Origin of the sequence: Streptosporangium sandarakinum (assembly GCF_050942225.1) — a bacterium.
In the GTDB taxonomy this organism is placed as follows: Bacteria; Actinomycetota; Actinomycetes; order Streptosporangiales; family Streptosporangiaceae; genus Streptosporangium; species Streptosporangium nondiastaticum.
In genome coordinates, this window is sequence record NZ_CP192034.1 from 650,020 (window position 1) to 668,797 (window position 18,778).

Below are 18,778 nucleotides of genomic sequence, written 5' to 3' on the forward strand. Positions count from 1 at the left end.
ACGGCGATGCCGTACAGGACGGTTGCGAAGGCCAGCCCGGGACTGCGCAGGCGGCGGGCGGCGTGGCCGATGACGAACGGCGTGCCGATCCCGAAGGTGAACAGGGGCACCAGGGCCCAGGCCACGCTCCATCCCGTGGAGGGCCGCGGAGGCGTCTGCGGGTACCGGCCGGGGCCGTACTGGTGGGACATGTCGCGAACAATACGTATTCCCACCGTCAGCCGCAGTCTCCGCGGGTGTCCTTTCCGTATCGGCCTTCGGATGGGGTCCGATACTCGAACACACAGTCTGTGGATAACTTCTGTGGACAACCCTCGGAGGCTGGATCGGTGTCCGATATGGGCGTTTTACTGGACGCCGCATTCCCGGGCGCGCCCCCATGCGTCATGATGTGGTGTTGTGGCACGGATACCAGGAGTGGGGCTGGCGAAAGGGCTCTCCGTCACCCTTCGCCACATGCTGAACAAGTCGGTGACCCAGCAGTACCCCGACGTCAGGCCCGATCTGCCCGCCCGGAGCCGCGGTGTGATCGCCCTGGTCGAGGAGAACTGCACGGTGTGCATGCTCTGCGCCCGTGAGTGTCCCGACTGGTGCATCTACATCGACTCCCACAAGGAGACCCTCCCCGCCCCGGAGGGCGGCCGTCCCCGCGCCCGCAACGTGCTCGACCGGTTCGCGATCGATTTCTCGCTGTGCATGTACTGCGGCATCTGCATCGAGGTGTGCCCGTTCGACGCGCTGTTCTGGTCGCCGGAGTTCGAGTACGCCGACGGTGACATCCGCAACCTCCTGCACGAGAAGGACAGGCTGGCGGCCTGGGTGCAGACGGTCCCGCCGCCCCCGGCCCACGAGCCCAACGCCGAGCCGCCCAAGGAACTGGCGGCCGCCTCACGCCCCGCCCGTCCCCGCACCACCGCGGGGCCGGCCGGGACGGTACCGGGAGCGGCCGGGACGGTACCGGGAGCGGCCGGGACACCGTCGGCGCCCCCCGAGGCGCCCGCGTCCCCCACCCCGCCGGAGACGACCACCTCTCCCGGGCCGTCCACCTCTCCCGAGTCGTCCACGTCCTCCGAGCCGCGCCGTCCCGAGCGGAGGACCTCGACCCGGCGCGCGGACGTCCGGGCGATCCGCCCGCCGGGCGCGCTCCCGAAGAAGGACGCTCCCCCTGCCGGGGGCGAGCCGGTGGAATACCCGGGAGGACGGCCCGAGGACTCCACGCCGGTGGGTTCCGAGCCCGCCGGTTCTCCTCCCCCCGGTCCCGGTCCCGGTGCCGGGCCCGCGGGCTCCGGGTCTGCCGATTCCCCGCCGGCCGGTTCCGAACACGGTGACCAACCGCCGTCTCCCACCGAGTCTTCCTGGCCGGAACGGCCGCGACGGAGGACCTCCACCCGGTTCTCGGACGTCCGGGCGATCCGCCCGCCGGGCGCGCTCCCGAAGAAGGACACCCCGCCCGCCGAGAACTTATCCACAGAACAGGGTGGTGTGCCCCCGGACGAAGGCCCGGCGGAGCAGACTTCTGCCACGGACCAGGCTGAGGAGTCCGAGGAGGAGAAGTGACCGACGCGCCGTCCTATCTGTCACCGACCGGGCAGGAGATCGTCTTCCTGCTGCTCGGCGCGGTGGCGGTCGGGGCGGCGCTGCTGGTGGTGACCACCAGGCAACTCGTTCACGCGGCCCTCTGGCTGGTCGTCACGTTCGGCGCGCTCGCGGGGTGTTACCTCGTCCTGACGGCTGAGTTCGTCGCCTGGGTCCAGGTGCTGATATACGTCGGCGCGATCGTGGTCCTGCTGCTGTTCGGCATCATGCTCACCCGTGCCCCGATCGGCAGGTCGGCCGATCTCGACAGCGGGAACCGGCCGGCCGCCGCGCTCGTGGCGCTCGCCACGGCCGCCGTCCTGGTCACCGTCGTGGTCGACGGCTTCCGTACCGCCTACGCCCCCCTCCGGGCCGGTGGCGGTTCGGCCGGCGAGATCGGCTCCAGCGTCTTCCGCAACTGGGTGCTGCCCTTCGAGGCGCTCTCGGTCCTTCTGCTGGCCGCCCTGATCGGCGCCATCGTGCTGTCCCGCACCGACATCCGGGGGAGGGGCTGACGTGCACATCGTCTACCCGGCGGTCGTCTCGGCGCTGCTGTTCTCCATCGGCGTGTACGGCGTGCTCGCCCGGCGCAACACGATCCTCGTCCTGATGTCCGTCGAGCTCATGCTCAACGCGGTCAACCTCAATCTGGTCGCGTTCGACGTGTGGTTGCGCGACCGCCTGCACGCCGGCCAGGTCCTCACCCTGTTCGTCATCGTGATCGCAGCGGCGGAGGTCGGTCTCGGCCTGGCGATCATTCTCGCCCTCTACCGCAACCGCCGGACCGTCGATCTCGACCGCCTCCGCCTCCTGGCCGAGACCCCCGCCCCCACCGGATCCGCCCCCACCGGATCCGCATCCGAGCCCGCGCTCACCGCCGGGCCGGTCTCCGCCACCGGATCCTCCCCGGCCTCCGGCCCCGTCAGGACCGGACCTCCACCTCCCACCGGGCCCCCTCCCGTCGGACCTCCGCCTCCGGCCGGCTCCCCGTCCCCGCCTTCCCCCGGGCCCGGTGAGGGCCCGTGACCACCGCCGCCGTCCTCGCCATCCTGTTGCCGCTCGCCGCCGCGGCCGCCGGCCTGCTGGGCTCCCGGTTCCCGAAGGGGCTCCGCGGAGGGGCGGCCGACGCGGCCGCGAACCGGCGGGCCGCCTGGATCGCGATCGTGCCCACCGCGGTCTCCACGCTGCTCACGATCTGGCTGGCGTATTCCATACGGGCCGGCCAGGCCACCGGGGGAGGTGACTGGCTCTCCCGGTTCACCGGGTCGGCCGGCACCGCCCGTGTCGCCACGGCGTCCGTGGCCGTCGACACGGGCTCGGCGCCGATCTCCGTCGGACTGCTCGTCGACGGCCTCGCCGCGACGATCGCGGTGCTGGTCACCGTGGTGGCGCTCGCCGTCCAGGTCTACTCCGTGGGCTACCTGCGCGACGACCGGCGCTACCCCTCCTACAGCGCTTTCATCAGCCTGTTCACCAGCGCCATGCTCCTGGTCGTCTACGCTGCCGACCTCCTCGTCCTCTACGTGGGCTGGGAGGTCATGGGCCTGTGCTCCTATCTGCTGATCGGGCACTGGTGGGAAGACCGGGCCAACTCGCGGGCGGCGGTCAAGGCGTTCCTGGTCACGCGGATCGGCGACGTCGGCTTCCTGTTCGGCGTCTTCGTCCTCGGCACGGCGGCCGGCGGCTTCCGGATCGCCGACGTCCTCGCCAAGCTCCCGGAGCTGCCGCCCGGCACGATCCTCGCCGCCGCCCTCCTGCTGCTGGCCGGGGTCGCCGGGAAGAGCGCCCAGGTGCCGCTGCACACCTGGCTCCCCGACGCGATGGCCGGTCCGACCCCGATCAGCGCCCTCATCCACGCGGCCACCATGGTCGCGGCCGGCATCTTCGTCGTCGCCCGCCTCTATCCGGTCTTCCTGGCCTCCGGACCCGCCCTGGACGTGCTGGCGGTCATGGCCGCGCTCGGCATGCTCGGCGCCGCGCTGGCCGCCCTCGCGCAGGACGACCTCAAGCGGGTGCTGGCCTACTCCACGATCAGCCAGCTCGCCTACATGGCCGGGGCCCTGGCCGCCGGCTCCCGCGACGCGGCGGTCTTCCACCTGATCACCCACGGCGCTTTCAAGGCCCTGCTCTTCCTGTGCGCGGGGGCGGTGATCCACACGGTCGGCTCCAACCTCATGAGCGCGATGGGCGGTCTGCGCCGGGGGCTGCCCGTCACCTTCGCGGCGATGACGATCGGGTTCGCCGCCCTGGCCGGCCTCCCGCCGGCCAGTGGCTTCTTCAGCAAGGACGAGGTGCTGGCGGCGGTCGAGCGGTCCCTGTCCGCGGGCCACCTCGCCGCCCCCGTGGCCCTGCTCCTGTACGGCTGCGCGCTCGCCACCGTCGCGGTGACCGGCGCCTACGCCACCCGCGCGTGGCTGCGGACGTTCTTCGGCGGACGTGCCCTCTCCGGCCTCCCCGGCACCGCCGCCTCCGAGCCCGCCCCGTCCGCCGTCCCTGAGCCCGCCTCCGAGCCCGTCCCGTCCGCCGTCGTTCACGAGGCGCCGCCCGTCATGCGCTGGCCGATCATCATTCTCGCCGTTCCCGCCCTGCTCCTGGGCCTGCCCGGCGTGCTCCACATCCACTGGGGCACGGCCGTCCTCAGCGTCGCGCTCGCACTGCTGGGCGCCGGCGCGGTCCACGCCGTGTGGCGGGCCGATCCCCGGCGGGACCCGGCCCGGCTGCTCGGCCCTCTCCGCGGGCCCTGCGAGCGGGCGTTCTCCGTCGACGCGCTGTACCGCGCGGTGTTCGTCCGTCCCACGCTGCTCCTCGCGTACGTGGTCGCCCGTGTCGACGGCCGCGTGGTGGACGGAGCGGTGCGCGGTTCCGGCCGGACGGTCACCGGGCTGGCGGGCCTGGTGCGCCGGGCGCAGAACGGCAACGCCCAGCTCTACGTCACCGGCCTGCTCGCGGGCGTCCTGCTTCTCGCGGTGGGAGCGGTGATGCTCGGATGACCTCCGCCTGCGGGCCCGTCCTCACCTGTCCAGCCGGTTTCGTCCGGCAGGCCGGCGGCGTCTTCCGGATCGACGCCGCCCACCGGCCGGCTTCATCCCCGAAGCCGCTTCCGGACCGAGCCGGTTCCGCGCGCCGGCCCGGTCAGGCCCGGGTTCCCGGTGCCGGGCCGATCACCGCACCGGAGAGAGCCGTGACCGGGAGGTGGCGGGTGACATGAGCTGGTTGCCGGTCGCGTTGCTCGCGGTCCCGCTCGCCGGGGCGGTCCTGCTGGCCGTTCCGGTGGGCTCGGCGGCCCGGGGCCCGACGGCCCGGGAACGCTGGTTCCCCCGGTACGGCCTGGCGGTGTCCGGGATAACGCTCGCGCTGTCGGCCGTCCTGGCCGCCGCCTTCGACCACGACGACCCGGCCCGGATGCAGTTCGTCACGAACCTGCCGTGGATTCCCGGCCTGGGCCTCAGGTTCCACCTCGGCGTGGACGGCGTCTCGCTGCCGCTGGTCCTGCTGACCGCGCTGCTGACCTTCCTCTGCTTCGCCTACCTCTGCCGGGGTCGCCCCGCCGGGTCCGGCCGCGTACCCGTCCCCGGCCGCTCGGTGACCCCTCTGCCCGGAGGCCCGTCCACGCCTTCGCCCGGCGATTCACCCGGGGCGGTGTCCGGTCGTCCGTCCGAGCCCGCGGACGGCGGCCGCCCGCGGGCCCTGGCGTTCACGCTGCTGGTCCTCGAAGTGGGCATGATCGGCACCTTCCTGGCGCTGGACCTGCTGTTGTTCTTCGTGTTCTTCGAGGTCGTCCTCATCCCGATGTACTTCGTGATCGCCGTCTGGGGCGGTCACCGCCGCCGGGCGGCGGCCACCAAGTTCATCCTCTACACGCTCCTCGGCTCGGTGGTGCTCCTGCTGGGCCTGCTGTTCATCTGGGCGCAGACCGGCACCCTGGACATGACCGCCCTCGCCCGTGCCCACGGAGCCGGCATGTCCCGGGCCGCGCAGATCCTCGCCTTCCTGGCGGTCGGCGCCGGTCTCGCGGTGAAGACCCCGATGTGGCCACTGCACACCTGGCTGCCCGACGCCCACACCGAGGCGCCCACCGTCGGCTCGGTGCTCCTCGCGGGCGTCCTGCTCAAGATGGGCACGTACGGCTTCGCCCGCATCGCCGTCCCGATGCTCCCCGGCGGCGCCACCGTCCTGGCCCCGTGGCTGGGCGCCTTCGCGGTGATCGGCATCATCTACGGTTCCCTGGCCTGTCTCGCCCAGCGCGACCTCAAACGGATGATCGCCTACTCCTCCATCGGTCACATGGGCTTCGTCCTCCTGGGCTTCGCCGCGCTCACCCCGGCCGGCTTCAACGGGGCGCTGTTCGGCAACATCGCCCACGGCCTGATCACCGCGCTGCTGTTCTTCGTCGTCGGCTCGATCAAGGAGCGTTACGGCACCGCGGAGATCCCGTCGCTCGGCGGTGGGATGCTGACACGCCTGCCCCGGCTCGGCTCCGTGCTCACCTTCGCCGCCGTCGCCTCCCTGGGCCTTCCCGGCCTGGCGGGCTTCTGGGGGGAGGTGCTCTCCCTCCTGGGGGCGTTCCGGCCGGCGGCGGGCCTGCCGCGTTCCCTCTATCTCGTCTTCATGGCCCTCGGTGGCCTCGGCACCGTCCTGACCGCCGCGTACTTCCTGTCCATGCTCTCCCGCGTCACCCACGGCCGGCCCGTCGAGACCGTCCACGCCCCGGTGCTGGCCGCCGTCGGCCCGGCGGACACAGGCGGCACCGGGAACGCCGAAAGCGGAGAGAACACGGCAGACGTGGGGAGCCCCGGTCGTGGAAGGGGGCACGGGAGGCGGGGCATGCGGGACGTCGCGCCCCACGAACTCGTCGCCTGGGTGCCGCTCATGGCGCTGATCCTGCTGCTCGGCCTGTGGCCCAAGGCGTTGCTCGACGTCACCGGCCCGGTGGCCCGAAGCCTCCTGGGGGCGCCGTGATCCAGCCGATCGACTACTACGCCGTCGCGCCACCGCTGATCCTGGCGCTCACCGCCGGGCTCGTGCTGCTCCTGGACGTCTTCCTGCCCCGCGCGCCGTACGCCAGGCCACTGCTCGGGATCGTGACGCTGGCCGGGGTGACCGGCGCCCTCGCCGTGGTGATCTCCCAGGCCGTGCGGGCGGCGGGGCCGCTGCGCACCTTCTGCGTGCCCCCCGGCCTGCCGGGCTCCGCCGCCCCCGGACCCGGCGCGCCGTTCCCGGTCACCGCGCCGGAGACGGGCGCCGCGCCCCCGTGCTCGTTCGTGGTGGACGGCTTCACCCTGGTCTTCGCCGGGCTCGCGCTGGCCGCCGGGATCATCGTGGTGCTGCTGTCGATGACCGAGCTGTCGTTCGGTGACATCCCCGCCGGTGAGTGGCACTTCCTGCTGCTCTGCACGCTGACCGGCGCGGTCGCGCTGCCCGCCTCCCGCGACCTGGTCATGCTGGTGGTCGCGCTGGAACTGGCCTCGCTGCCGGTCTTCGCCCTCACCGCGCTCAGGCGTTACGACGGCCGTGGTTCGGAGGCCGCCGTCAAGCTCTTCCTCGTCTCCGTGGTCTCCACGGCCGTGATGCTCTTCGGGATCTCCCTGCTGTACGGCCTGACCGGCACCGTTTACCTCGAACGGCTGGCCCGGGTACCGCACGCGGTGCCGGGGGCCGCGGCGGGCGCCGTATCCGGCTCCGGTGTGGGGACGGCCGGGCCGGCCGCCGTCACGGCGGGCGGCGTCGACGGGGCGTACGCGTCCTCACTCCAGATCGGTCACGACCTGCCGCCCGTGCTCGCCGTCGCCGCGGTCCTGGTGCTCGCCGGGTTCGCCTTCAAAGTGGCCGCGGTGCCCTTCCACGCCTGGGCGGGCGACGTCTACGAGGGCGCCCCCATCCCCGTCGCGGCCCTGCTCTCGGTGGTCTCCAAGGCCGCGGGGTTCGCCGGGCTGATCCTCATCCTGGTCGGCGGCCTGCGGAACCTGGCGCCGGTCTGGGCCCCGCTGGTCGCGGTCGTCGCCGCGCTGACCATGACCGCCGGAAACCTGCTGGCCCTGCGCCGGCGCCGTGCCGTACGGCTGCTCGCCTGGTCGTCGGTCGCCCAGTCGGGGTACATCCTCGCTCCCCTCGCGGTCCGTGACGAGCGGGCGATGAACGCCTCCGTCGCCTACCTGGCGTTCTACGCGGCGATGAACCTCGGCGCCTTCGCGGTGGTCATGCTGGCTGCGCGGCGCGGCGAATCGGGCGAGCTGGACGGCTACCGCGGGTTCGCCGCCCGCAGCCGGATCGCCGGTCCGGCGCTGGCCTTCTTCCTGATCTGCCTGGCGGGCCTGCCGCCGGGGCTGGCCGGGTTGTTCGCCAAGATCGTGGTGTTCCGGGAGCTCGTCGGCGGCGGACCGGGCTGGCTGGCCGCCGTGATGGCCGTCAACACGGTGATCGGCCTGTACTACTACGTCGCCTGGGTCGTACGGATCTTCACCCCGGCCCCTGTTCCCGCCGCGACCACCACCCCGGCTCCAGCCGAAGCCCCGGCCATGGCTGCGGTTCCAGCTCCGGCTCCGGGCGTGGCGGGGACCGCCCCCGAGGCCGTCCCGGTCGCGCCGGGAGCAGCCTACGCGGCGGCCGGCGACCGTACCGGGCAGGTGGCGGCGGGTGTGGCGATCGCTCTGGCGGCCGTCGTCGCCGTGCTCTTCTCCGTCGCCCCGCAGACGGTGTTCGTCCTCCTGCCGGAGACACTCATCACCATCGGCTGAGTGCTCCCGGCCCCGGATCGCCGCCGTCGGCCGGGCCTCCGCCGGGGCCGTCCATCACCGTCGGCAGAGCGCCCCCGGGGAACGTCCGGCCTGGCCGGGGAACGTTCGACCTGGTCGAAAACGTTGGCACTGATGAATCGGCACCGGCCGAATCGCATCCACCGAAAGGACGGTGCAGTGCGCCACAACGGTCTGCGTACCGCGGTCCTCCTCGGCACGCTGTCGGCGGTCATCATCGCGGTGGGCGCCTGGCTGGGGGGCGGCGCGGGCGTGCAGATCGCCGTTCTCGTCGCGCTGGCCTCCAACGGTTTCGCCTACTTCTTCTCCGACCGCATCGCCCTGTCGGCGATGCGCGCCCGCCCGGTGAGCGAGGTCGAGCAGCCGGTCCTCTACCGCATCGTGCGCCAGCTCTCCACCGAGGCCCGCCAGCCCATGCCGCGGCTGTACGTCTCGCCGACGATGCAGCCCAACGCCTTCGCGACCGGCCGCAACCCCCGGAACGCCGCGGTCTGCGTGACCTACGGCATCACCCGGCTCCTCGACGAGCGGGAACTGCGCGGAGTCATCGGGCACGAGCTGTCCCACGTCTACAACCGCGACATCCTGATCTCCTCGGTGGCCGCCGCGCTCGCCACAGTGATCACCTACCTCGGTTACATCGGCATGTTCTTCGGCGGCGGAGACGACGACGAGGGCCCCGGCTTCCTCGGCGCGCTGCTGATGATGGTGCTCGGCCCCGTCGCCGCCGGGATGATCCAGATGGCCGTGTCCCGCTCCCGGGAGTACCAGGCCGACGAGTCCGGCGCCCGGCTCACCGGTGACCCGCTGGCCCTCGCCTCGGCCCTGCGGAAGATCGAGATGGGCGCCCGCCGGCTGCCGCTCCCAGAGAACGGCCGTATCGCCTCCGCCTCCCATCTGATGATCGCCAACCCGTTCCGGGGTGCGGGCATCGGCCGCCTGTTCTCCACCCACCCGCCCACCGCCGACCGCGTCGCCCGCCTGGAGCGGATGGCCGGCTACCGCCGCTGAGCCGTCGCGGACGTCCTCTTCCCGGAGGGCCGGGGCGAGGACGACCGCCGGGGCTGGAACCCGTCCCTCAGGAGTGGTGGGTGACGGGGTCGGTCTCCTCGGGGGCGAGGCCGGGGATGCCGTCGATGCTCTCGCGGTTGTGCTTGGCCCGGTAGGCGCGCCTGCGCTGGACGTCCTTGCGCCCGGTCCACTCGTCCAGCAGCGTCCGGTCCTGGTCGAAGGACATGAACGGCACCGAGTAGCCGCAGGAGTCGGCGATGCGGTCGCATTCGACGACGATGATCGTCCGGACGCCCGGGTGCGGGCCGAAGTTCCGGATCAGCTCGGGGAAGTCGGGGTCGGCCGGGAGGACGACCCGGCCGGTGCCGTACAGGCGGACGATGTTGGGCGGCCCGGAGAAGGCGCAGAACATGATCGTGATGCGGCCGTTCTGACGGAGGTGGGAGACGGTCTCCACTCCGCTGCCGTCCAGGTCGAGGTAGGCGACGGTGGTGTCGCCGAGGACGGCGAAGGTGTCGGCGTATCCCTTGGGGGAGACGTTGACGTGTCCGCCCTGTTCGGGGGCGGTGGCGACGAAGTAGACCGGCTGCGCCTCGATGAACGCGCGCAGCCGGTCGTCGATCCTGTCATGAATTTTCCCCATAGGAGGGAAGATAGCGAGTGGCTATTCTCCGGATGCCCACCAGATCCACGAATCCCGCCGGGGCTTGAAGGAGTGCAGCCTGCGAGTGACGCCGGTCTCGGCGTCCACCGTCCGCTTCACCACGAGGGCGGTCCCCACGTCCCCGTTGCCGACGTAGTTCCACATGGTGAGGGCACCCGCCGGCCCCCATCCGAGCAGTTGCACCTCCTCGCCCTTCGGCAGGCTGAACCGTACGGCACCGGAGACGGCGTCGGAGGTCAGGTCGTAGGTGTGCAGGCGGGGCTTACCCGAGTCCTTGCCGACGACCACGGCGACCGTGGTCCCGTCGTCGGCCAGCGCGAACGGGGCGTTGTTGGCGACGATCTGCGGGACGACCCTGCGCGCGGTCCTGCGGCCGTCCTTGCCGAAGACCGAGAACTCGGTGGTGTTGTCGGCGGTCTGCCGGGTGGTCAGCAGATGCTCGCCGTCCGGGCTGAAGCCCGCCACGTCCTCCTTCGCCGGCAGCGTGGCCACCTTGCCGGTCCTCAGGTCGGCGATGAGGCTCGGCAGCCTGTCGTTCGCGTCCCCGTAGTCGACCGCGACGACCGAGCCGTCGGGGGAGAGGGCGATGGACACTTCCCCCTCGTCGGCTCCCCGGGGGAGGGTGGCGGCCCGGCCCGGCAGCGGCCTGACCTCGCCGCTGCCCACGTCGCGGACGACGAACCGGTCGTTCTTGAGGTAGCTCACGATCCGGCCGTCCCCGCTGACCCGGAGCGGGGCACCGAGATCCTTGTCGACCTTGCCTCCGGGCCTCCTGGGGAAGGACTGCGCGTCGGTCAGCGTGATGGTCTTCCCGCTGCGCATGGCCAGCTTCCACTTCCCGCAGGGAACGGTGTAGTCCTTCTTAGGGCAGCTCTTGATCCACGCGTAGTCGACGGAGTCGGCGGACACGGCTTCCGTCTTCGCGTCCGCCGGACCCGCGATCAAGAACGAGGTCACCGCCGTCACGGCGGTGAGGAGTGCGGCTGTGCCGCGTGAGGGGTTCATCGGCGCTCCTTTCACCACCGGTATAGATGCGTCCCGGGGACGAAAGGTTTGGTCGCGAATCGAGCATTTCCTCCGGCGGTGTCGGCGGTCTCGACCGGCCTTGCCCCGCGCGGCCGGCCAGTCTCGCCGATGTCGAATCGGCGCTCCCGGTGAACCCCGGCCCATGGCCCGGATGCCCGCCTTGCCACGGGCGATCGACGCGGAGACGGGCCGGTAGCGTCCCGCGCCCTTCAGAAAGGCATGGCTCCTGGGCCGCGTGCCCTGTGCGTCATTCCGGCCGGGACGTGCCGCGGCCACGGCCGCCGCCGGACATGGCCGGGTCCTCCCGCTCCTCAATCCGATGAGCGATCGCATGTGCCGTTGTCGAAGCGGCGCGTGCGCCTTCCTGCCCGGTGGGCGGGGAGCGGCGTGCGGGAGAGGGCGGGGCTCAGCCGGACGCGCCGTTCGCATGCCCCGGGTGCGCCCTCCCAGGAGAGCAAGGCCCTGACGCCACAGATCAGGGCCTTGGTTCCCGGTGCGTCAACGGTAGTTGGTGAACTGCAGGGCGATCTCCAGGTCCTTGCCCTTGAGCAGGGCGATGACCTCCTGCAGCTCGTCCCGCTTCTTGGAGCTCACCCGCAGCTCCTCGCCCTGGATCTGGGCCTTGACGCCCTTGGGCCCCTCATCCCGGATGATCTTCGAGATCTTCTTGGCGTGCTCCTGGTCGATGCCCTCCTTGAGGTTGACCATGAGCCGGTACTCCTTGCCGGACAGCTTGGGCTCGCCGGCGTCCAGGATCTTGAGGGAGAGCCCGCGCTTGATCAGCTTGTCCTTGAAGACATCGAGGACGGCGTTGGCCCGCTCCTCGCTGTTGGCCCGGATCTCGACGGCCTTCTGCCCGCCCGCCCAGGCGATGTTCGCGCCGGTGCCCTTGAAGTCGAACCGGTGCCCGACCTCCTTGACCGTCTGGTTCAGCGCGTTGTCGGCCTCCTGGTGGTCGATCTTGCTGACGATGTCGAAACTGCTGTCGGCCATGCCTTGGCTGTCCTCTCTAGCTCTCTCGCCGACACTAGCGCTTTCGCCGGTCGGCACACATCGAACGTCACCGTCAACACCCCGATGACGGTGACAATGATCGCCCACCGCCGGTACGGGCCCCGCCCCGGCGGGGCCTCCGCACGGTGACCCCACACGGCAGGGCCCCGTACGGCGAGACCCGCACGGTGGGGACCTCCGCGCGCGGGATCCCTTGTGACAGCGGAGCTCCCACGCGACGAAACCGTCCGTACGGCGGGCCGCGACCTCCGTACGGCGGGCCCGCACGAGCCGGATCCCGCCGATGTCACGTCACACCCCGAAGTCCGCTATTCTTTCTCATGTCGCCGCTTCGAGCGGATGACGCGGCAGGTTGCCCGAGTGGTCAAAGGGAGCGGTCTGTAAAACCGTCGGCTCAGCCTACGCAGGTTCAAGTCCTGCACCTGCCACACCAGCAGGAAGAGGCCCGTCACCAGCGGAAACGCGGTGTCGGGCCTCTTGTCGTCTGTCCGGCTCTCTACGGGTGGCGGCGACGCTCTACGGCTCGCCGCGGCCAATACGCGGCCAAGTTTCGATCATCTCCCGGCCCCTGGTTGGGGACGTATCTGACAAGGTTTGCCCTACTAGTGCTCTGGCAGTGTGCGCTGATGATCGGGCCTCCGTGGAAAGTGGTGGGGCGATGGTGGCTTGCAGGCCGCTCTCCACTCTGCCGATGGACTGGATCTAGCTGGGGAGCCACTGCTGGAAGCCTGATCTGCTCCATCGAATGGGCGCTCTTACTGCGTGATGGCTCGCGGTCCCTCGTCCGGCTTGGCGATTGGCACGCCGGTGAGTCCGACGTCAAGGACGCTGAGTGCTGATCGCGGATCGTTGTACAACCCGGGGTTCTTCTGTAGATGCTCAACCTGCTCGGGTGTCAGCTCTCGGACCAGCGGCACCCCGTCCACTTTCACGATCAGGATGTTACTGAACGCAAGGAGCGCGTTCTCTGTGCTCTGCAACTTGTCGAGCAGGGCGGCGATCGCTTCCCCTGAGCCTTGGTGATCTGTGATTGAGGTTCTCCGTACCAGCGCGCCTTCGCTCCCGCTACAGCCGCATCCCCTGCATCCCCCAACTTGTCGGGTGTTGCCTGACGCTTGATCACAGCCCTGAACGCCTGCCAGATCGACCCTCGGATTATGGGGCTCTCTTTGTCGATCTGCAGCCCGAAGGCGTCCAGCGCGGCCTCAAGGGTCGCGCGTACACCTCCATATGCGTTTTCGTTGTCCAGGTACAGAACAACTGGCATTGGCGAAACCTCTTTAGGGTCTGCCCTCGCGATCGCAGCCCTTATTCCCCTGAGCGCCCTCTCGCTCGGTGTCTCCGCCGGTATCTCATTGCCCTGCCCGCCCATCAACTGCTCCAAAACCTTGGCGTCTATCTGCCCCTCAGTGCGCACGTGCAGGTTCTTGTCCCTGATGGGAATGTACAAATTATCGGCTTGTTTAGGACGCCCCACGGTGACTGGGGCGGCATCCAAGTAGGGCGGACCGACCCGCTCGACCATAACCTCAAGGTCCCCATGTGTAAGAGGCGGAAGGCTCAATGATTGGCGCTCAAGATCAATCAGTGAAGCCTCGATCTCCCTTGCGCGCTCTAGGAGTTCCACCAGGCGTTCCTGGTATGTCCGAAGGTCTTCGCGGACCGCGGTGATTTGATCAGGGAGGATAGTTGGCGGCAGGTCGCGTGGCGCCCCTAATGAGACTGATGTCAGCTCCTCCCGTACATGCTTAATCCCGGCGGACATCTGGTTGGCGTAGCGTCTGTGGAGCCGTAGTAGAGCTTGCACCTCGGAGAAGTGATGGCCCAGGGAGTGAAGAACCTCCCGCTGTGTGCTCTCTTGTGACTCATTCGCCGGATTGACAAGCATGATGTTTGCCTCCTAAGACGTCATCTCATTTGGTGAGGTGTCGTCGGATAAATGGTGCCGTTCCCAGGACGAGTGCGGCGAAGACGGTCAGTCGTTGAAGGCCAGGCTGGGCGGCGAAGCTGCTGTGCTGGATGCCGTAGACCGCGTACCAGTTGGCGGCGAGGTCGGTCGCCATGATGGCGCACGCGAGGTCGGTTCCTCGGCGTTCGCCCCTGATCAGGAACGCAGCGGCGAGCGTGTCAAAGAGCGCCAGCGACGACCAGTAGAGGTTGAGCCAGCTCGGTGCCCAGGCGTAGGGGTGCAGACCGTGGCTGAGAAGGTCGGCTACATGCGCGGAAGCGCCGACGAAGAGCAGCACGGCCGCGATTACGCAGACCGAAATGACCGCCCAGCGCGGGGTGTGGCGCATCCATCCGATCACGCTGTGGATCGTCCCATTTCCGGGCGCTGCCCGTCAGGCCACCAGCCTGCGATAGCAGATGAGAGCGGCTGCGATCCCGGCGAAGGCCGGGAAGTGCTCGGCCTTGCGCTCGTAGCGGCGGTGCAGGCGGCGGCAGCCGCACATCACGGTTGCGGCAAGCCCTGCAACACTTCTCAGCATGGGAGAGCCAGTCGAGATCATGCCTTACGACCCTGCATGGCCAGCCATGTTCGCCAAGTGGGGCACGCACCTACGTGTCGCCCTCGGTGATGCCGTGGCTCGTATCGACCACATCGGGTCCACCTCGGTGCCAGGACTGGCGGCCAAGCCGGTGATTGACATCCAGATCTCAGTGGCATCGCTGGAAGCGACGGATGCATTCCTGCGCCCGCTGACAGAGATGGGGCTCGTGTACCGGGCGGACAATCCCGAACGGACCAAACGATACTTCCGGGAACCTCCAGGTCAGCACCGGACCCACGTGCACGTGCGGCAAATGGGCAGCTTCTCACAGCAGTTCCCACTACTGTTTCGCGACTACCTCCGGTGCCACACGGCTGCCGCGAACGAGTACGCGGCAGCCAAGAAGCACTGCGCAGCCAAATTCCGCAACGACCGTCCCGCCTACGTCCAAGCAAAAGATGCCTTCGTATGGGACATCATCCGGCGCGCTGACGCCTGGGCCCAGCACGCCGGCTGGGCTCCCGGTCCCAGTGACGCCTGACCAAGCTTTCCGATCACAGTCGAAGCCAAGGCCGTCGGAGTCACGAGACAACCCTTACGGCAGGAGTCACCTCATTTGGTGAGTTGAGTCCGCGGTAGCAGATCAGGGTGCAGGCGATGCTGGTGAAGGCGAGGAAGTGCTCGGCCTTGCGTTCGTAGCGTCGGTGGAGTCGTCGGCAGCCGGCGAGCCAGGACATGGTTCGCTCGATGGTCCATCGGTGTCGTCCGAGTCGCTGGGAACTCTCGATGCCTTTACGGGCGATGCGGTGACGGATGCCTCGGCCGGAGAGCCATTGCCGCAGGTGGCGGTAGTCGTAGCCCTTGTCGGCGTGAAGCTTGCCGGGCTTGCGCCGGCGCCGGCCGCGGCGTGAACGGATCGGGGGTATGCCCTTCACCAGCGGGATCAGGGCCTGACTGTCGTGGAGGTTGGCGCCGGAGATCCCGGCGGAAATGGGCAGACCGGTCCGCTCAGTGATCAGATGGATCTTCGATCCGTACTTGCCCCCGGTCGACAGGATTCGGACCCGTCAGCTCCCCCTTTTTCATCGCCCGCACGCTGACCGGGTCGATCGCGCACCTCGACCAGTCCAACTCGCCCCGAGAGCCGAGCTCGTCGAGGACCAGGCGGTGCAGCTTGGCCCACACCCTGGCCTTCGACCACTCGGCGAACCGGCGGTGAGCCGTGGCCCGGGAAGGCCCGAATGATGCGGCAGGCAACTGCTGCCAGGTGCACCCGGAGGTGGCTACGAACACGATCGCCGCCAGCACCTCCCGATCGCCATGCCGACGCCGGCCCCCACCCTGAGGCCGCGAAGGAGCCTCCGGCACCACCCGCTGGAACAACTCCCACAGCTCATCCGGCACCAGCCGCTCAACGATCCCCGCCACGGGCACAGCCCACCGAGCCAATTGAGATGGCTTCTAATCCGCAGTCTGTTCCTCGTCCTCGTCCTCAGCTGGAAGCACACCACAAGCGCTGTCGATCTCCCCAGTCGCAATCATGTCTCGCACGGCATCGATCATCGAGGTGAAGCCCGGCTCGCGGATGATGATCAGGTCGGAGCACCAGAAGTACCGCCCGTTGAGGCACTCGCCCGTGTCCTTCCAGCGGTCCATGACCCTGCCGACGACATCGAGGGTCATGAAGGTGGCGTAGCGACGAGTGCCGTCGGGAAACATGATGGTCGCGGCGGCCTCCTCGGTGGTCTCGGGCTCGTGCCCCTCCCATCGGGGGACCTGCATCTCGAAGCCGGGTTCGCTGACTCGGTAGAAAGGACCGTCGGTCTCGATCATGTAGCTCACTCTGCTCGCGGTGTCGAGGTACTGCAACGGATACTGCAACAGCGACACACGACGGCTCACGTCCACATCCGTTCAGCACTGGTCAGAGCCAGGTTCCGAGCCCCTGATCATGGATGGCATGGTCCTGGAAGCGGTCACCCTAGGGCCAGGGTGACCGCCGGGCCATTAGCGGGCCATTAAGGGCGGTCAACTGCGGTCAGTCACGGTCACTCGCGGGGAGTTCGCCGCCCAGCTCACGACCCGTAAGGCCTAAGATCAGACCGATTTGCAAGCAGGGTGTCAGAAGTTCGGTCCTCCTGACCTGGTCAACGGCTTACGTGTGGCGGCATGTCCACCTTCGGGGAACACGCGATGGCGACTCCTCGGCAGATCAAGATCACTATGCCGACGAGTAGGGTCACCGCTCCCGAAAGCTCGGCGAGCGCTGCCATGACGTACTCGCCGTCTGGGTCGCCGACTCCGGACGGTCGACCGTTGAGCCATCGTGACGAGGCCATCGCCTGTGTCAGGACCAGAGCGCCGAACGCGACGGTGATCCCTCCCAGGACGAAGCCCGGAGGCGCCGGCCGGGGCCGCTCGCTCCAGGAACCGCTCTTCCAGGCTCCGACTACCAGCGTGATCGGTACCGTGAGGAACTGGCCGAACTCCAGGCCCGTGAGTGCGGCCAGGCGCAGATGCTCGAACTCGTCACCTCGCTGATCCCATAGGAAGGGAACCACAGCGGCCCCGCTGAGAAGCCCGATGGCGAGGAAGCGAAAAAACAGCATGATCGATATGCTCTCGGACGGTTCAGGGGGCAAGTCAAGAGGCGAGGAGGACCTTCGCCGACAGGAAGTTCGATCCGCGGCTGAACCACGGTGAGCGAGACCCAAGGAGCCTGCGGGATATGTGCGGAATGATCTTCTGTCGTTCGGGTGAGGGATGATGCTTTTGCCCTGCTCAGAGGCTCTGCTGTAGCCCGGAACGCGGCCCTCTTGAAAACCGCTGGGGCCGGCGACGCTCCTCGCGGGTTCGAATCCCGCGTCCTCCGCACACCACGCTCTCTGCTCTCACTTCGAAAACGGCGTCTGACCAGCTACTTTGCCTTGGTCAGACGCCGTTGATCTGAGACGTCAGCTATCGGAAAACAATCCTGGTGCGAGGGCGGTTGTGGCCGGCGATCATGGGCGTTGTGGTGGGCGCCCGTCGCCACCCCTGGCCCACGTCGTCATCGGTCGGTTAAGCCACGCGCTTGGCGGATGCCGCCCAGGTGTTGCATGCCCCTGGGTCGCCCGTGGTGAACCCCTGGTTCATCCAGTACCCGATGTTCGTCCTCGTCCCGTTGTCCTTGCCGGTCCAGTCCTTGGCGTATGAGAGCAGCAGCCTCCAATCGGCCGAGGAGCGGTCTAGGGATTTCCAGGCGCTCGCGAGGAAAGCGGCGCCGAAGCAGTTGTTCTGCAACGCGTAGCGGCGGGAGTGCTCGTAGTACTCCTTCTTGTTGCGGAAGTCGATGTCCTGCCACTCGCTGTAGATATTGGTGAGCGTCTGAACGTGCTGGCCGTACTCCATGCTCACCAAGTTGAAGAGGTACAGGTCGGAAGGGTCGTCGAGCAGGTTGTTGCTGAGCACGATGAAGATCGTTTCGGTCTCGTCGCAGTAGTACGCTTCCTCCTCGGACTGATCCCACTTGAGCGCGCAGAACTTGGCGGGTGGTTTGGTGACGAGCCTCAGCTTCGGGGCCCTGAATGACTGGCCCGACTTCTCGAACTGGGCTGCCCATGTGGTGTTGAGACAGCCCACGACAGCCTTCACGTACGACTTGGCGAGCGTCGCATTGCGCCGCTTGATGGGCTTCTCCGGGCACTCGGTGGTGTCGAGCGCACCGCCGCTGTAGATCGCATTGGCAGTGAGCGTGTTGTTTTTAACTGGATACGCATGGGCTGTCCCGTATGGGAGCATGGCGGCGACTATGCCGGAAATAACGATCATAACCCTTTTAATGGTGATCAAGAGTAGAACGATGAAAAGCCGTAGGTAAGGGCCTGATGGTAACGATTCCAGGGCAGGCTCACAGTTGTCCGCAGGGATCAACACGAATGCTTGGGAACCTGGCGGCGAGCCTTAACATTGGGGTGCCCAGCGGGGTGGTACCGCTGTTGGAGTGGGCGCTGGCCATCACCGAGGCCGCCTACGTCTCATATGCGGCGATCTTGCTAACGCTGGTGCTAACGACGGCCCTGGACGACCATGGACATCGCTGGAATATCGGAAGTCGAATACCACATCTGAGCAGGTATTTGTGTCAATGCTGGACGCCTGTGGAAATCCCCGATCTTGCTTGAAAACCGCTGCCCCTGACTTTGAAGGTCCTGGGGGCGTGGCTACCGGGTGGGTGTACCGTCCGTACCGGCTTCCGTCGGGTA

At 68.7% G+C, this 18,778-nt stretch carries 17 protein-coding genes, 1 tRNA gene and 2 pseudogenes; 9 read left to right on the plus strand and 11 right to left on the minus strand.

Annotation, left to right across the window (positions count from 1 at the left end):
- Nucleotides 1–456: 456 nt before the first annotated feature.
- The 7 genes and pseudogenes from ACQP10_RS03125 (at nt 457) to htpX (ending at nt 9,338) form a co-directional block, all read left to right on the plus strand.
- Complete coding sequence (locus tag ACQP10_RS03125) at nt 457–1,557, plus strand: 4Fe-4S binding protein (protein WP_433540842.1); 1,101 nt, start codon at nt 457–459, stop codon at nt 1,555–1,557.
- Nucleotides 1,554–2,090 carry an NADH-quinone oxidoreductase subunit J family protein gene (locus tag ACQP10_RS03130; protein WP_179820288.1) on the plus strand — a complete coding sequence of 179 codons (537 nt, stop codon included), beginning with the start codon at nt 1,554–1,556 and terminating at the stop codon, nt 2,088–2,090. The genes ACQP10_RS03125 and ACQP10_RS03130 overlap by 4 nt, the downstream gene beginning before the upstream one ends.
- A 1-nt stretch (nt 2,091) precedes the next feature.
- Nucleotides 2,092–2,388 (plus strand): annotated as a pseudogene (nuoK, locus tag ACQP10_RS03135) (NADH-quinone oxidoreductase subunit NuoK); the annotation flags it as partial.
- Nucleotides 2,389–2,597: 209 nt separating this feature from the next.
- Nucleotides 2,598–4,565: an NADH-quinone oxidoreductase subunit 5 family protein gene (locus tag ACQP10_RS03140; RefSeq protein WP_433540843.1), complete on the plus strand. Its 1,968-nt coding sequence runs from the start codon at nt 2,598–2,600 to the stop codon at nt 4,563–4,565.
- Between the two features lie 214 nt (nt 4,566–4,779).
- On the plus strand, nt 4,780–6,534 hold the full coding sequence (locus ACQP10_RS03145) for a complex I subunit 4 family protein (RefSeq protein ID WP_389991639.1): 1,755 nt from the start codon (nt 4,780–4,782) through the stop codon (nt 6,532–6,534).
- Nucleotides 6,531–8,309 carry an NADH-quinone oxidoreductase subunit N gene (locus ACQP10_RS03150; RefSeq protein WP_346017834.1) on the plus strand — a complete coding sequence of 593 codons (1,779 nt, stop codon included), beginning with the start codon at nt 6,531–6,533 and terminating at the stop codon, nt 8,307–8,309. The genes ACQP10_RS03145 and ACQP10_RS03150 overlap by 4 nt, the downstream gene beginning before the upstream one ends.
- A gap of 177 nt (nt 8,310–8,486) precedes the next feature.
- The gene (htpX, locus tag ACQP10_RS03155) at nt 8,487–9,338 is read left to right on the plus strand and encodes a zinc metalloprotease HtpX (protein WP_389991633.1); all 852 of its coding nucleotides are present in this window, start codon (nt 8,487–8,489) and stop codon (nt 9,336–9,338) included.
- A gap of 67 nt (nt 9,339–9,405) precedes the next feature.
- Here the strand turns inward: htpX and ACQP10_RS03160 are convergent, their stop codons facing one another.
- From ACQP10_RS03160 to ACQP10_RS03170, 3 genes are all read right to left on the minus strand, one after another.
- The gene (locus ACQP10_RS03160; RefSeq protein ID WP_346017832.1) at nt 9,406–9,981 is read right to left on the minus strand and encodes a pyridoxamine 5'-phosphate oxidase family protein; all 576 of its coding nucleotides are present in this window, start codon (nt 9,979–9,981) and stop codon (nt 9,406–9,408) included.
- 21 nt (nt 9,982–10,002) lie between these two features.
- Nucleotides 10,003–11,007: a hypothetical protein gene (locus ACQP10_RS03165; RefSeq protein WP_399498931.1), complete on the minus strand. Its 1,005-nt coding sequence runs from the start codon at nt 11,005–11,007 to the stop codon at nt 10,003–10,005.
- A 519-nt stretch (nt 11,008–11,526) separates the two neighbouring features.
- Complete coding sequence (locus ACQP10_RS03170) at nt 11,527–12,021, minus strand: YajQ family cyclic di-GMP-binding protein (RefSeq protein ID WP_179820268.1); 495 nt, start codon at nt 12,019–12,021, stop codon at nt 11,527–11,529.
- A gap of 367 nt (nt 12,022–12,388) precedes the next feature.
- Between ACQP10_RS03170 and ACQP10_RS03175 the strand changes: the two genes are divergently transcribed.
- Nucleotides 12,389–12,470 (plus strand) — tRNA-Tyr (locus ACQP10_RS03175).
- Between the two features lie 327 nt (nt 12,471–12,797).
- Here ACQP10_RS03175 and ACQP10_RS03180 read toward each other — a convergent pair.
- The 4 genes and pseudogenes from ACQP10_RS03180 to ACQP10_RS03195 form a co-directional block, all read right to left on the minus strand.
- Nucleotides 12,798–12,974 (minus strand): hypothetical protein, encoded by a 177-nt coding sequence (locus ACQP10_RS03180; RefSeq protein ID WP_433540844.1) that lies wholly within the window; start codon nt 12,972–12,974, stop codon nt 12,798–12,800.
- A gap of 2 nt (nt 12,975–12,976) precedes the next feature.
- Entirely contained in the window at nt 12,977–13,930 is a 954-nt protein-coding gene (locus tag ACQP10_RS03185; RefSeq protein WP_433540845.1) for a hypothetical protein, read from the minus strand.
- Between the two features lie 25 nt (nt 13,931–13,955).
- Complete coding sequence (locus ACQP10_RS03190; RefSeq protein WP_433540846.1) at nt 13,956–14,351, minus strand: hypothetical protein; 396 nt, start codon at nt 14,349–14,351, stop codon at nt 13,956–13,958.
- Between the two features lie 33 nt (nt 14,352–14,384).
- Nucleotides 14,385–14,495 (minus strand): annotated as a pseudogene (locus tag ACQP10_RS03195) (IS5/IS1182 family transposase); the annotation flags it as partial.
- Nucleotides 14,496–14,529: 34 nt separating this feature from the next.
- Between ACQP10_RS03195 and ACQP10_RS03200 the strand changes: the two are divergent.
- Nucleotides 14,530–15,075, plus strand: a complete 546-nt coding sequence (locus ACQP10_RS03200) for a GrpB family protein (RefSeq protein ID WP_433539496.1) — start codon at nt 14,530–14,532, stop codon at nt 15,073–15,075.
- Between the two features lie 40 nt (nt 15,076–15,115).
- Here the strand turns inward: ACQP10_RS03200 and ACQP10_RS03205 are convergent.
- The 4 genes from ACQP10_RS03205 to ACQP10_RS03220 all read right to left on the minus strand — a co-directional run bounded on the left by ACQP10_RS03205 (nt 15,116) and on the right by ACQP10_RS03220 (nt 18,365).
- A protein-coding gene (locus ACQP10_RS03205; RefSeq protein ID WP_399499141.1) for an IS5 family transposase occupies nt 15,116–15,953 on the minus strand; the annotation gives its coding sequence in 2 pieces (ribosomal slippage) (nt 15,116–15,577 and nt 15,579–15,953; 837 coding nt in all).
- A 42-nt stretch (nt 15,954–15,995) separates the two neighbouring features.
- A complete protein-coding gene (locus ACQP10_RS03210; RefSeq protein ID WP_399498936.1) occupies nt 15,996–16,436 on the minus strand; it encodes a hypothetical protein in 441 nt (146 codons plus the stop codon).
- A 245-nt stretch (nt 16,437–16,681) separates the two neighbouring features.
- Nucleotides 16,682–17,143: a hypothetical protein gene (locus ACQP10_RS03215; protein WP_399498937.1), complete on the minus strand. Its 462-nt coding sequence runs from the start codon at nt 17,141–17,143 to the stop codon at nt 16,682–16,684.
- A 451-nt stretch (nt 17,144–17,594) separates the two neighbouring features.
- Nucleotides 17,595–18,365, minus strand: coding sequence for a neutral zinc metallopeptidase (locus ACQP10_RS03220; protein ID WP_433540847.1), 771 nt, complete (start codon nt 18,363–18,365; stop codon nt 17,595–17,597).
- Nucleotides 18,366–18,778: the final 413 nt, after the last annotated feature.